Origin of the sequence: Chryseobacterium salipaludis, from assembly GCF_022968825.1 — a bacterium.
GTDB lineage: Bacteria > Bacteroidota > Bacteroidia > Flavobacteriales > Weeksellaceae > Kaistella > Kaistella salipaludis.
The window spans coordinates 131071-146051 of the sequence record NZ_JALHKS010000006.1 but is presented as its reverse complement, the minus strand read 5'-3'; the positions used below and the strand labels follow the sequence as shown (position 1 = coordinate 146051).

At 46.0% G+C, this 14981-nt stretch carries 7 protein-coding genes; 6 read left to right on the top strand and 1 reads right to left on the bottom strand.

The annotated features are described in order from the left end of the window. The 6 genes from sov (at position 1) to MVI27_RS10585 (ending at position 11729) form a co-directional block, all read left to right on the top strand. A complete protein-coding gene (sov, locus tag MVI27_RS10610) occupies positions 1-7080 on the top strand; it encodes a T9SS outer membrane translocon Sov/SprA (RefSeq protein WP_323134627.1) in 7080 nt (2359 codons plus the stop codon). 129 nt (positions 7081-7209) lie between these two features. Beyond that, the gene (folE, locus tag MVI27_RS10605) at positions 7210-7875 is read left to right on the top strand and encodes a GTP cyclohydrolase I FolE (protein ID WP_246961729.1); all 666 of its coding nucleotides are present in this window, start codon (positions 7210-7212) and stop codon (positions 7873-7875) included. 15 nt (positions 7876-7890) lie between these two features. Next, positions 7891-9357 (top strand): cysteine--tRNA ligase, encoded by a 1467-nt coding sequence (cysS, locus tag MVI27_RS10600; protein WP_246961642.1) that lies wholly within the window; start codon positions 7891-7893, stop codon positions 9355-9357. A 232-nt stretch (positions 9358-9589) separates the two neighbouring features. Further along, positions 9590-10504: a hypothetical protein gene (locus MVI27_RS10595; RefSeq protein ID WP_246961640.1), complete on the top strand. Its 915-nt coding sequence runs from the start codon at positions 9590-9592 to the stop codon at positions 10502-10504. 207 nt (positions 10505-10711) lie between these two features. After that, on the top strand, positions 10712-11113 hold the full coding sequence (locus MVI27_RS10590) for a hypothetical protein (protein WP_246961638.1): 402 nt from the start codon (positions 10712-10714) through the stop codon (positions 11111-11113). A gap of 112 nt (positions 11114-11225) precedes the next feature. After that, positions 11226-11729: a ferritin gene (locus MVI27_RS10585; protein WP_246961637.1), complete on the top strand. Its 504-nt coding sequence runs from the start codon at positions 11226-11228 to the stop codon at positions 11727-11729. A gap of 56 nt (positions 11730-11785) precedes the next feature. Here MVI27_RS10585 and MVI27_RS10580 read toward each other — a convergent pair whose 3' ends face one another. After that, positions 11786-14929, bottom strand: a complete 3144-nt coding sequence (locus tag MVI27_RS10580; RefSeq protein WP_246961635.1) for a UvrD-helicase domain-containing protein — start codon at positions 14927-14929, stop codon at positions 11786-11788. Positions 14930-14981 lie beyond the last annotated feature (52 nt).

Below are 14981 nucleotides of genomic sequence, written 5' to 3'. Positions count from 1 at the left end.
TTGAAGAAGCACTCTTTTTTTCGGCGTAAGATCTGTGTCTTACTGTGTCTTTTATTTTCGGTAACCCAGCTTCTGGCGCAGCAAACTCCTGCTGAGCCGGAATCTTCTGTACGGCAAAATTATTCGCTGCCGGATCCGGTGCGTTATGAAGCTGTGTATGATATTGCCAGCGGGATGTATTTCCTCTATCCGAAAATTGGCAGTATGATCGTCGGAAATCCCGTCGCGATGTCTTCTGAGGAATACAATCAGTACATTCTTTCCCGGCAGCTGCGCGACTACTACCGCGAAAAATCGGGCAACAATGCCCTGAGCTACCGCAAAGATCAGACCGATGCTGAAAAGAAAGGACTGCTTCCAACCGTAAATATTCGTAATCCTCTGTTTGAAACCTTATTTGGCGGAAATAAAATTGAAATTATTCCGCAGGGTTTTGCTTCTTTCGATCTCGGCGGTTTATACCAGAAAATTGATAACCCGCTCATTCTTCCACAGAACAGAACCAACTTCGCGATTGATATTCAGCAACGGATTCAGCTGGGTCTCATTGGGAAAGTAGGCGAGAATCTTCAACTGAAAGCCAACTATGATACCCAAAGCGGTTTTGCTTTCGAGAACCGGATGAACCTTGTCTGGCAGGCAAAGGGAACCTGGCGCGATCTGCAATCAAAAGGATTAAATGATAAGACCACCGGTGGTGAGGATAAAATCATAAAGCGCGTGGAGTTCGGAAATGTGAACATGCCTTTGTCCACCAGTCTGATTCGCGGTTCAGAATCTTTATTTGGTCTTAAAACAGAATTTCAGTTAGGGAAAACCTACGGTACATTGGTGTTTTCCCAGCAACAGGGAGAAGCACGAACCATTGTTGCGCAAGGCGGCGGTGTGATGAATACCTTTAAATTAAATGCAGTTGATTACGAAGATAATCAGCACTATTTCATCGGCCATTACTTCCTGGAAAATTATGACCGTGCTCTTTTAAATTATCCGCAGATTAATTCCCGCCTGAGCATCACACGTATCGAAGCATGGGTGCTGGATCAGGGTTCCGGCAACTTACAGGATCAGAAAGGAATTTTGGGAATCCGGGATCTGGGAGAAGGCACCAGCGGCTATCCGGATAACAGCCAGAATAATTTATACCAAAGCATCGTCAACCTGGGTACTGCGATCCGCGATGTGAATACGGCCTACAATGCCATCAACCGACAGACCTTCCCCAACGCTGCCGGCTCGCCGGAACAATACGCGGATGGTGAACAGTTTATCTTTAACCGGAAAGCGCGTAAACTTTCTGCCAACGAATTCACGTTTCACCCTCAACTGGGTTATGTCTCTCTGAACCAGCGTTTAAATGACAATCAGCTGCTGGCTGTTTCTTATAGCTATACCTTAAATGGTGACAGTAAAGTGTATAAAGTCGGTGAGTTTTCCGAAGAAAGTTCTGTGCTGATTACCAAAGTACTGAAGCCAAACAGCATCGTGCGGACCACCTCGCCGATGTGGGACCTGATGATGAAAAACATCTATTCCCTCAACAGCAATCAGATCAACCCGGACGGCTTTCTGCTGAACGTGTATTACCGCGATCCGCAAAGTGGCGGTAAAGTGAATTACCTGCCGGCAACGGTGAATGCGCCCGACCCGCAGACCAATCCAAACCTGCTGAAACTTTTCAACTGGGACCGGCTTAACTTAAATAATGACCTCCAGACGGTGGATGGTGAAACCGGTGATGGAATCTTCGACTTTGTACCGGGAATTACGGTGGATCCGGAAAACGGACGCGTCATTTTTACCAAAGCCAAACCCTTCGGTACCTACCTGCAATCCGTTTTGGGAACCAACGATCCTAAGTTTGTATTTAATGAATTATACGAACAGCAGAAACAAACCGCTTCCCAAAACAACCTGGCGCTTCGTTATACCATGGAAGGCCGCTACAAGGGTACGCAGGGAACGGGGATTTCGCTCGGCGCCATCAATGTACCGCAAGGTTCCGTGAAGGTAACCGCCAACGGTGTTCAGCTTCAGGAAGGCATTGATTATACGGTGGACTACATGCTGGGAACGGTTAATATTATTAATGAAACCGTAAAACAATCCGGTCAGGCGATCAGCATTTCACTGGAAAATCAACTGACCTTTAATACACAGCGCAAGCGTTTTCTGGGTTTAAATTTAGAACGCAAGTTCAATGAGCATTTAACCGTCGGAACCACGGTCGTGAATTATGCTGAAACGCCACTGACGCAGAAAGTAAACTTCGGGCAGGAAGCGGTGAATAATACGATGGCCGGCTTTAATGTACTCTATAATAACCAGCTGCCTTTCCTGACGAGACTTACTGATAAAATTCCTTTTGTAAACACAGAAGCACCGTCCAATATCAGCTTTTTGGCGGAAGGCGCCTATTTAATTCCGGGTCAGAATAAGAACATCGGCGATCAGGCGTATATTGATGATTTTGAACAAAGTACCTCCAAGATTTCCCTGAAGGAACCTGCCATGTGGAGCCTGGCTTCCAAGCCGGAGCAAAATCCGGAACCGATCTTTGCCAATGCCGGCCTTACCAATGATTTGGCGCACGGAAACGGGCGTGGTCTTCTGACCTGGTATAATATTGATCCGCGTTTCTATGGCGTGGGCGGAAAAGCACCAAGCGGCATCAACGCCGAGGCAGTTTCCAATCATGCGTCGCGTCGTGTGCAGACTTCCGAATTGTATAACAGCCGTGATTTTGTTGCGGGCGAGCAATTATACACCAATACATTGGATATCAGTTATTTCCCAAATGAACGTGGGCCTTACAACGTAAATAAAGCAACAGAAACTACACAGCAGCGTTGGGCAGGTTTAATGCGTCCGATCTCTGTTTCCAACTTTACCAATTCCAATATCGAGTATGTGGAGTTCTGGATGATGGACCCGTACGCAGATGGAAATCCGCTGGGCGCTGATCCTAAATTGTTACTTCACTTAGGAAACGTATCTGAAGATGTACTGAAAGATGGCAAGCTGATGTATGAAAACGGATTGCCAACACCTTCCACGCCGGCCAATACGACGACGACGAATTGGGGAATCCAGCCGAATCAATTCCCGGTCTTATACGCGTTTTCTACCGAAGGCGAGGACCGTGCGGCGCAGGATTTAGGGTACGATGGTCTGGACGCGCAGGGCGAAGCGGCTTTATTCGGAACCGATTTTGTGAATCCAGTTACCAAGAACTTAGACCCGGCTTCAGATGATTTTGTGTTCTATCTGTCAGATAAATTCCAGGGCAATCAGGCATCTTCTGTTACCGAACGTTACAAGTATTTCCGCGGACCGGAGGGCAACTCCGAAAGCAACTCGCTGGAAGTTGCAACCCAAACGCCGGATGCAGAAGACATCAACGGTGACTATAACCTGGATCAGAATGAAAGTTATAACCAGTATACCGTAAGCCTCGACAAAAATAATATGGTCTTAGGCCAGAATTTTATCGTAGATGTAAAAGAAGTAGAAGCCAAATTCCAGAACGGGCAAACCGGGAAGAACAAGTGGTACTTATTCCGCGTACCAGTCGCACAGTATGACACGCAGGCCGGAGAGGCCAGTGCCGCGGTTTTAAATAATGTTCGTTATGCGAGAATGGTTTTAACCGGTTTTGATCAGGCGTCTACCTTGCGATTTGGAACCCTGGACCTGGTGCGCAGCGACTGGAGAAAGTACACCAAAGACATTGCGACCAATACCACCGATATCGAAGGAATCAATTTCGTGAGTGACCAGAACCTGGATGTAGGAAGTGTCAACTTGGAAGAGAACGGCCTGAATCAGCCGCCGTACGTGCTGCCACCGGGGATTGACCGTCAGGTGCTGAGCGGAAACGCAGGCGCACAAAGACAGAACGAAGCGTCCCTCTATTTAAAAGCATCTCCGCTGGAAAATAATATGTCGCGCGGTGTCTTTAAAAATGTTGCGTTGGATATGCGCCGGTACAAGAAAATGGAATTATTTGTACACGCCGAAGATTTAAAAAATGTTAATTCTTCCGAATATGATGAAACGGCGAAATTCTTTATCCGTTTCGGTAGCGATGCCACAGATAACTATTATGAATACGAAGCCTCTTTAAAATACACACCAAAAACAGCACGGTCACCGCTGGAAATCTGGCCGTCTGAAAACAATGTGGATCTCGAGCTGCAGTATCTGATTGATGCCAAACTACGTCGTGATCAGAGTTCTACAAATCTTGATCAGCGCTGGGAAGATCCCGAGTATAGTACACTTGATCCGAACAATAAAAAAATCTACATCAAAGGCCGCCCGAGTTTAGGAAATGTGACCACCATTATGCTGGGGGTCCGGAACAAAGGAGGCCTGGCTTCTAAAGATCTGGTGCTTTGGATAAATGAAATCCGTTTATCTGAAATCGAGAATAAAGGCGGTTATGCAGCGAACGCCTCCTTAAACTTTAATCTTGGTGATTTTGCTCTGGTGAATGCCAATGCTTCTTATTCTACCATTGGTTTTGGCGGAATTGCGGAAAAACCTTCGGAGCGCTCGCAGGCAACTCAATCGGCCTACAGTATTAATACGACGGTTAATGTGGATAAATTCCTGCCTGAAAAAGCAGGAATGCGGATTCCGGTAAATTATAGTTATACCCAAACCATCGAAGACCCGAAATACAATCCGCTGGATAATGACGTCACTTTCGAAGCATCGCCGGAAAAGGAAACTTTGAAAAAAGTAGCGCGCACTTACACCCAGCAACGTAGCATCGGCGTGGTGAACATGAGAAAAGAACGAGTGAATCCGGCGCGGAAGCAGAAATTCTACGACGTGGAAAATCTGTCGCTCACGGCGATTTACAATGATGATTTCTACCGCGATGTGTACACTACCAAAAACTACCGTCAGTTCCTGCGTGCCAATCTGGATTATAACTATTCCTTTAAACCGTATGTGCTGCGACCATTTAACAAGTTAGTGAGCGATACCGCTAAGTCCTATAAATATCTGCGCTGGGCGAAGGAGATCAACTTCAATCCGGTACCAACCCGCTTGTCCTTCCGCACAGAGATCGACCGGAATTACAATGAGGTTCAGTTCCGTAATATTGATGCGGTTCTGGGTGCTGCTGCCGGTCAGGATTTTGCGCCGATCAGAAACAGTAACTTCTACTTTGGTTGGCAGTATGGTTTAGGCTTTAATTTCACCAAGTCACTGAAACTGGAAATCAATTCTGCCATGCGTACCCTGAATGATCAGTTCAGTGTGGCAAACCTGACGAATAAATCTATTTTCGCTGATCCGCTGCGGGCGGGACGTCCGGTATTGTACAACCACCGCGTACAGCTGAACTACCGTTTCCCGTTTGAATATCTGCCGTATCTGGATTTCATTAATGCAGAAATAGGCTACGGACTCACCTACAACTGGAATGCGCGCAGTACGGTGCAAACTCGCTTCATTAACCCGGAAACCGGTGTTCAGGAAAGCTTGGGCAGCATCGGTCAGAATACCAATAACCTGATCGCAACCGGCGCTGTGGATGTGCCGAAGTTCTTTGGGAAATTTAAATACTTCCAGAACATTACCACGAAAATGCAGAAACGCCGTCAGGAAATTGATTCACTGAATAATGCTTACAATCTGGAATGGCAGAAGAAAAATAAAAAGAAAAGCTTTAAGAGCTACACCTTTAAAAATAAGCTGAATCCGATGGAGAGCGTGGCGTATGCACTGACGAGCATCAAACAGCTGGACTTTTCTTATAATGAAAACAATGGCACTGTGCTGCCTGGTTTACTGTCGGCTCCAAACTGGTATGGTTATGGGCAGACCTTGGGTGGCCCGACGATGGGCTTCCTTTTAGGATCACAAGCCGATATCCGCCGGACCGTGATTGAGCGCGGCTGGGTATCTAATTCTGCCTATATGACGGATCCGTACGTACAGTTGAAAAACCAGAATTTCCTGGCCAATGTGCAGATCATGCCGGTCAATGATTTCCGGATCGATGTGAATTTCCTGAAGAATTATACCCGCAACTTCACCCAGAGCGGTTATAATCTTGATGCAGATTCCAATCCGGCCAATGGATTCCAGTTTTCTTTCGGGAACGATATGATTACCTATTCCAAAACAGCCTGGACTTTCAATACCGCCTTTACGGATGGCAGAGCCATTTATGATAATATGGTCAGCAACGCGCGGGAAATATCACAGCGTTTAGGCGGCGCGTTGCAGGCAGACGGTTTCACCGATGGCCATTCGCTCGCAAATGCGTATATATTGGTACCTGCTTTCCAGGCAGCCGTAGAAGGTAAATCCGCAGGAACCGCCAGCGAGAATCCAACCAAGGCAGGTTTCCCGTTGCCTAACTGGCGTGTAACATATTCCGGCCTGAAGAATATTCCGCTCATCAACAGCCAGTTCTCCAAGTTTGATGTGCTGCACGGATATACTTCTACGTATACGGCGTCCGGAATTCAGTCCAGCATTGATTTTTATAATGCGCAGGTTAACGGAGCTACAAACCGTGATGCTTTTGGTGATTATTATAATCCGTACACCTATTCACAAGTTGGATATGTGGAAGCCTTTGCGCCGCTGATCGGGGCAGATGTTACCATGAGAAACAATATGCAGTTCCGCGCGCAGTACAACCGCGACCGTTTGTTTATGCTGGGACTGGTGAACCATACGCTGACCGAAGATATGGGCAAAGAGTATATCGTGGGCTTTGGTTATATCCTGAAAGACCTGAAAATGAAACTTAATTTCAAGGGCAAGGAAAGAACCGTGAAAAGCGACCTAAACATCCGCGGGGATTTCTCACTGCGCGACAGCCAGACGCGGATTACCAACATTCTACAGGATGATTCGCAGGTAACCGGCGGCCAGCGCCTGATGAGTATCAAGCTTTCTGCCGATTACAGCGTGTCACAGAATTTTAACCTTCGTTTCTTCTATGACCAGCTGCTGACCAAGTATAAAATTTCCACCGCTTTCCCACTCATGACGGTGCGGGCAGGCCTCACAGCAACCTTCACGTTTGGGGGAACAGGAGGTTTTTAAAACTTAAATAAAATAAATATTAATATCCGGCTGCTGCAGACCGGATATTTTCTTTAGCGCATATTGCCACATGGAACCGCCGGTGAAACAGAAATTAAATCCGTAATTTTGTGCTCATTTATGAATGATATGACGCACGACTTCGATAACGATGATGATATGTTTACCGGCAAGGAGCACACACCGCTTCGTGCCGATGCCTTCGATCAGACTGCGGATGAAAAAATGGAAAAAATTCAGCACCATTTTCATCAGATTATGGAAACGCTGGGGCTGGATATGACTGATGATTCTTTGAAAGATTCACCCAAGCGCGTGGCCAAAATGTACGTGAACGAAATCTTTGGCGGTTTACTGCCGGAGAACCGGCCGGGCATATCTACCTTCAGCAATAAATACAAATACCGCCAGATGCTGGTGGAAAAAGATATCACCGTGTACTCTTTTTGTGAGCATCATTTCCTGCCGATTATCGGAAGGGCTCATGTTGCGTATATCTCCAACGGAACTGTCATTGGTCTCTCGAAAATTAACCGTTTGGTGGACTATTATGCCAAGCGTCCGCAGGTTCAGGAAAGGCTGACCATGCAGATTGTGGATGCCCTGAAATCTGCACTGAATACAAAAGATGTGGCCTGCATTATCGATGCAAAACACCTGTGTGTAAATTGTCGTGGGATCAAGGATACCGCAAGCTCTACAATCACGGCGGAACTCAGCGGTATTTTCCGTACCAATCCGATTACACGCCAGGAATTTCTGCATTATGTTGGCAGCCATGCAAAACTTGATTAATATAATATTTGTACTATGACACCGCTTACGATTTATAATTCGCTTTCCGGCGAAAAGGAAGTTTTTGAACCATTGCATCCGGGTAAAGTCGGGATGTATGTCTGCGGCCCTACAGTGTACAGCAATGTGCATTTGGGGAACGTCCGTACATTTATGTCTTTTGATTTTGTGTATCGAACGCTTGCACATTTGGGTTATGATGTCAGATATGTCCGCAACATCACAGATGCGGGCCATCTGACCGATGATGGTGATGTAAACAATGACCGTTTTGTGAAGCAGTCCCGCCTCGAAAAACTGGAACCGATGGAAATCGTTCAGAAATACACGGTGGACTTTCATAAGGTGCTGGAAACCTTTAATCTGCTGCCGCCAACGATCGAGCCCACGGCCACCGGCCATATTCTGGAACAGATTGAACTGACGGAAAAACTGATCGAAAAAGGATTCGCCTATGAAAGTAATGGTTCCGTCTATTTTGATGTACTGGAATATAACCGTCGGGGCCTGAATTACGGAGAACTCTCCCGGCGGAATATTAAAGAACTCTTTGCCCAAACCCGCGATCTGGACGGGCAGAATGAAAAGAAAAACCCCCAGGATTTCGCCTTGTGGAAAGCCGCCTCGCCGGCGCATATTATGCGTTGGAATTCTCCCTGGGGCGCCGGTTTCCCGGGGTGGCATCTGGAATGTACGGCAATGTCCACGAAATATCTGGGCGAGCAGTTTGATATTCACGGCGGCGGAATGGACCTGAAGTTTCCGCACCACGAATGTGAGGTAGCACAAGGCAAGGCCTGCAATGAAGTGTCGCCGGTGAAATACTGGATGCACGCCAATATGCTTACCATGAACGGGCAGCGCATGAGTAAATCCACCGGGAATTACATCCTGCCGATGGAACTCGTCACAGGTGATAATGATTTTTTCCATAAAGCATACGCGCCTTCAGTGGTGAGATTTAATTTCATGCAGGCGCATTACCGCAGCGTGCTGGATATCTCCGATGAAGCGATGCAGGCAAGTGAGAAAGGTTTCAACAGGCTGATGCAGGCAATGCAGATCCTGGAAAACATCCAGACTTCAGATAAAACCGATGGCTTTGACGTGGCTGCCTGGAAAGACAAATGCTACGCAGCCTTAAAGGATGACTTTAACTCACCGATTCTGATCGCACACTTGTTTGAGGCAGTAAATTTCATTTTTAAATTAAATGAAAAAACAGCCTCCGTTTCCGCAGAAGATCACCCACTTCTGCAGGACACTTTGCGTGGTCTCGTTTTCGATGTCTTAGGGTTAAAAGCCGTGCAGCAACAGGATGCGGGAAAACTGGACCAGGCGATGCAGGTACTGATTGATTTGCGGAACCAGGCCCGGAAAGCAAAAAACTTTGACTTGTCCGATGAAATACGCGACCGCTTGCTGGCAGAAGGTATCGAACTGAAAGATGGGCGCGAAGGTACTACCTATTCGGTTTCCTGAAAATATTTTAAATACAACAATTCCACCTCTGCACTGCTTTGTGCGGAGGTTTTTCTTTGTGTTACTCCTAATTCTAGATCATAAGACCATCCACATTCATTTATTTTTAAATAAGCATTTAACTTTCGTTTTCAAGTGATATCCAAAATACAGAAAGTGCAGCAAGAGAAACAGGATTCCACCAAATCACCGAACGGTCTGCATGGAAATATTAATAATAAAAGTAAAAGAAATGAAAAAAGTAATACTAGGTGTCTCCATGCTGCTGGCCGGTATGATTTCCGCGCAGAGCTATCCGGATTATTATCCGTACGGCGGACAGAGTGATTATTACAGTGACTATGATGACGAGTATTATTTCCCGGAAGATTACTATTATGAATACCCCGAGAATTACTACACGCCGGAATTATACAGCAACTATTATGATGCCTACCGCCACAGTATTTCACAAGTAAACTGGAACCGGTTTTTCCGTCAGTACCGGTTATCTCCGTGGCAGGTACAGCAGATAATGCTGCTGAATGAGAGCTTCCCGTCTTTCTCGTCCTGGAGTTCTTATTACCGCTACAATCCGGACCGCTGGTACTACGACCGGTTCTACGCTTTGCAGCAGATTTTAGGGCCCCGGATTTTCGTCGTGTTTCAGAATAATTATTATAATGGCTACAATCCGGTAACGTACTACCATGATTACAACCGACGTCACTATGTACGCACGGTATATGTAATGCCGAGATACCGACATATTAATATTAACCATTATAAAGTTAATCCCAAGCAGTATCACGCCAGCAATCCGCGCACGCAGATTGGCTTTAAGGACAGCCCGCGCGTAGGAACTTCAACAGGCAGTGGTACCCGCGGAAGTTCAGGCTTCAGAAATGATCCGGGAACAGCGAACAGGATTTCGGATATGCAGAGAAATGACACGCGCAGATCTTCAGCTCAAAGCCCTTCCGTGCAACGGGCACCGCAGACCAGGATGCCATCCGCTCGAGAGAATAGCAGCCGTTCTGATAACGGATTCAGAAATAATGCAACCGGCCGGCAACGTTCGCCGGAAGCAACCATAAGAAATAACGGAAGTTCCCGCTCAGGAAATACTTCCGCACGAAATCCGGGCATGCGCCTCACATCCCGGTAATTTTAGATTTTTAATGTTAATAATGATGGGAGAGCAGTTTTTTTCGGAGGACTGCTCTTTTATTTCGCTAACACGCTATAGGACAAGGGTTTAAAACTGTTATTTTTAACAAAAAATTATGAAATAAAGCTTTAACTCCTGCTTGAGATCCCTATCCAAAAGACAGAAAGACAAACAACAAATAGATAGTTTATAAAATTACTTAATATGAAAAAAGCATTAGCTGTCGCAGCCATTATCGTCTTCACAATTTCAGCGCACGCACAGCAGCGCACAAAAATGGAAAAGCCGACGCCGGCACAAATCGAACAGCGCCAGGCGGAAAAATTAAAAATGATGCAAACGGATCTTAATCTTTCGGATGCGCAGGTAAATAAAATTAAAAGTGTGCAGGACCGGCATCGTAGTGAAAATAAGCAACTGATGGCCGAGCGAAAAACGCAGATGAAAGCACAGCGTGAAATGGCAGCCGCCAGCCGCCAGCAGCATCAGGCAGAAATGAAAGAAATCCTGACGCCGGAACAATTTGAAAAATGGCAGAGTAAAAAGCAGGACCGTATGCAACGCATGAGCCAGGCGCGAAAAATGCAGCATCGGAAACACAGATAAAAAACAACAGTTCATAGTTTTATTTTTTTTAATGGGGAGCGGAAAGAAATTTCCGCTTTTTTTTGTGCCTCAAATTTTTAAGTATATTTGTTTATACTCTAAATGAAAGAATATGATTAGTGAAAACATTGCTTTGCTGCTCAATCAGCAGATTACCAACGAGCAGTATGCTGCACAATATTACCTGGCCATGTCGGCTTGGTTTTATGAGCGTGATTTGGACGGCATTGCCAATTACTTCCGGGTGCAGAGCAAAGAAGAACTCATGCATGCCGATAAAATGTTTGATTACCTGATAGATGTCGGTGCACCGATACGTATGCAGGCTATTCCGGAACCGGAAGCTGATTTCAAAAGCGCGGTGGATATATTCGAAAAAGCGCTGGCACATGAAAGGCTGGTAACGCGCAGTATTTTCAATATCCTGAAAAATGCCAACGATGAGGGTGATTTTGCCACTGTTACTTTCCTGCAATGGTTCGTGACAGAGCAGGTGGAAGAGGAAGCGTCTGCCTCGCAGCTGGTAACCAAAATCCGCATGGTCAGTGAAAATCAGTCAGCGCTGTATCTATTCGATCAGGAGCTGAGTCAAAGGACTTTTGCGCCACAGGAATAATTAATTTATATTTTAAAATATGCAAAAGCTGCAGTTCGCTCGAACTGCAGCTTTTTTTATACATAAATAATAACCGTTTCCAACACAGTGTGTCCCAGCTTTTCGAGTACCTGCTGGTAACGGTTGAGCTGCGTCTGGTGCTTGGGCGATACTTCTCCCGTTTTAAAATCGATGATGATAAATCCTTCCTCTTTTTTAATCAGCCGGTCCGGGCGGAATATTTCAATTCCTTCGGGTGTGGTCAGCATCATTTCCTGTTCGTTTCTCACTTCGAGACCCGGTTGAAAATAGGGTTCATATTCTGAAATTACTTTGTAAAGCCTGTCTTCAATCCGCTCTTTTTCCTCCAGGGTAATTGTTCCTTCAAGTAAATAGCTTTCCAGCACGGGAGGCACATCTGCCGGTGTACAGATGCGCGCCAGAATTTCATGCGCAAAAATGCCCAGCCGCACTTTCTCAATCCTGTTCTGGTAGCTTTTGGAGGGTGTCGCAATTTTAATGGCTTCCGGATACAGCTTATCAGGATTTCGGAAACGGATGGCCTTTGTCTGATAGGTCTGCCGTTCTTTTTCCGGTTGCTTGCGTAATTGCTCTGGTGGCACCTCATAGAGATCAAAAGAAACAGTTTTCCCGGTATCTTCATCTGCAGTTTTTGCCGCCAGAAAATCATAAATTTCTAAGTAATTAGCTGACTTCGGCGGACGTTCTACATAAAAAAACAATTGCTCCGAGGCGCGCGTGGTCGCCACATACTGCAGGCAGAATCGGTCAATTTTATCCTGGTAATCGTAATGCGAATTGAACGCTGCAATTTTCGGATCCTGCAGCGTTAGTTTATCATCAAAGAGTTTGACGTTTACCTTGGCAGGTCCGGCTGTATCTTCACTGTTGAACCAATAACTTCCGGCGCGTGGTTTTTTATTTCTTAAAGGCAGCAGCACAACCGGAAATTCCAGTCCTTTGGATTTGTGTATGGTCATCAGCTGGATTGCGTCCACATTTTCCGTTGCCTGAATGGTAATGTGCTGGCCTTCTTCTGTCCAGTAGCGTAAAAAATCTTTTAAAGTTGCTGCGTTGTTCTGGGTGTAATCATAGACCATTTCCAGGTACGCCAGGATAAAATCGGTCTCGTGGTCGTCCACTGCAAATTCCTGCAGATAATGTTCGGTCAGATTATATAAATTTAATTCAATCAGATTGCCCGCACTGAGTTTCACCTGATATCTTTCCTCGATAAACCGCTGCATGGCTTCCTTATTTTCCTGTGCCAGAATATCAAGCGCTTCCGCAGTAAAATCATTCATTTTAATCCGCCCGAGTTGCTGCAAATGATACATCATTTTGATGCAGTGCTGAAACTCTTTCGAATTATCCTGCCACTGCAAAAATTCCGTGAGCGCCAGTAAGGTAACCGAAAGATTTAGTGTAAGCCCGGATTCAGAAATAGTGCGGACGTACGTTTCCATTCCTTTATAATTCACCTGCAGCCTGCCCAGCAATTGCGAGAACTGTTTGATGTCGCCGTTGTCACGGCACAGAATGGTGATGTCAGAAAACCGGTAGCCCAGCTCCAGGCACTGCGCAATATCTTCGCGCATCTTTTCTGCGGTTTCGGCAAAAAATTCGCTGCCGGCACTGAATTTTTCCACTAAGGTAACACGAACTCTTCCCGGCCATTTGGTTTTGGAAATCTGTTTCGCCTGCGTACCAAAAAGATCCCGGTATTCCCCGTGCAGACTGCCGGACATATACTCATATAATTCATTATTAAAATCAACAATATTCTGCGCGCTGCGGTAATTGCTTTCCAGATTTTCAGTTTCTGCCCGGATGGCAGCGCCGTCATTTCCGCTGATAATGTTCAGCATCAGCTGCGCGTCGCCGCCTCGAAACCGGTAAATGCTCTGTTTTGGGTCGCCTACGACGGTGAAACTCATGTGTTCCATCGAGTTGGCATGATCCCGCAGCGGAACGAAATTTTGCCACTGCAGGGTAGAAGTGTCCTGAAATTCATCGAAGAAATAATGGCTGAACTGAGTCCCGATTTTTTCATAAATAAAGGCGGTCGGCTCGTTCCGAAGATTCTCGTGAATCATAATATTGAACTTCGGCAAAAGCACCAGGTCATTTTCTTCTTCCAGAATGGCCAGCTGGTCCTGTACTTCTTTATTTACTTTAAGTGGTAAAAGTGCGTTGAGGATCCGTTGCTTTTTCTGACTTTCAGTATAGTTCCGGATGATAAACTCACGTGCTTCCAGCATCTCATCCAGCATCTCCATTATTTCTGCTTCTTTTTTCTTTCCTTTGGCAGAAGCACCTTTCGCATATTTTGCCAGCAGCGATTCTTCTTTATCAAGGCTTTCCGGCAATGCAGGTACTTTGTTCGCAAGAAATTTTTTGAAAAAACCGCCGAGGCCACTTTCACCACCGGAGAAATCAGGTGCTTCGACACCGCGGGATTCCATCAGTTCAAGCATCTCGCGGGCACGTTGCTCTGCTTCCTGCTGCAGCGAACGAATTTGCTGGCGCAGTGTTTCTTTGGAATTCTCATATCCTTCCCAGTCAAAATCGCCGGTTTGCTGCAGCTCAAAATAATGTTTGTCCTGCACAAATTCTTTGGCGGATTTATAAAGAGTGGATTTAATGTGGACCCGTTCATCATTATCCAGGCTGTAGTGTACAAAGTCCAGAAAGGCGCCGGACAGTTCACTTTCGTCGCCAACGTTGTCCAGCATTTTATCCACCGCTTCGAGAAGCAGCGGATTGGGGTCAATTTCCAGCGTGAAATTCTGCGCCAGACCCAGCTCCTGTGAAAAGCTGCGGACCAGTTTAGCATTAAACTTATCGATGGTACCGATATTCAGTGTGGAGTAGTGATGCAATACGTAATCCAGCAATTGCTGCGACCGGTCATGCAGGTCTTCCAGCGTTAACCGTACATTTCGCTGCTTCAGTTCGGCCTGTATGTTTTTCAGATCTTCATTATGTGCAAAATCAGGCTTGGTGAATTCTTTCAGCCAGCTGATGATGCGGTGTTTCATTTCATTGGCTGCCTTATTGGTAAAGGTAAGCGCCAGAATACGCGCAATGGAATCCGGTTGCGCAGGATGCTGCAGGCAGAGCGCTAGCAGGTTTTTTACAAGTGTATATGTTTTCCCCGAACCTGCGGAGGCATTGATGACTTTATATACTGGTTTCATGTGCGTACGGTAACAATTTTTAAATGTAACAAAATATTTTGCGAATCCGGAA

What these genes read in the sequence shown, in the direction of transcription:
- folE (WP_246961729.1), top strand. Translation starts at nt 7,210, where the DNA reads ATGACGCACGACTTCGATAACGATGATGATATGTTTACCGGCAAGGAG.
- cysS (WP_246961642.1), top strand. Translation starts at nt 7,891, where the DNA reads ATGACACCGCTTACGATTTATAATTCGCTTTCCGGCGAAAAGGAAGTT.
- MVI27_RS10595 (WP_246961640.1), top strand. Translation starts at nt 9,590, where the DNA reads ATGAAAAAAGTAATACTAGGTGTCTCCATGCTGCTGGCCGGTATGATT.
- MVI27_RS10590 (WP_246961638.1), top strand. Translation starts at nt 10,712, where the DNA reads ATGAAAAAAGCATTAGCTGTCGCAGCCATTATCGTCTTCACAATTTCA.
- MVI27_RS10585 (WP_246961637.1), top strand. Translation starts at nt 11,226, where the DNA reads ATGATTAGTGAAAACATTGCTTTGCTGCTCAATCAGCAGATTACCAAC.
- MVI27_RS10580 (WP_246961635.1), bottom strand. Translation starts at nt 14,929, where the DNA reads ATGAAACCAGTATATAAAGTCATCAATGCCTCCGCAGGTTCGGGGAAA.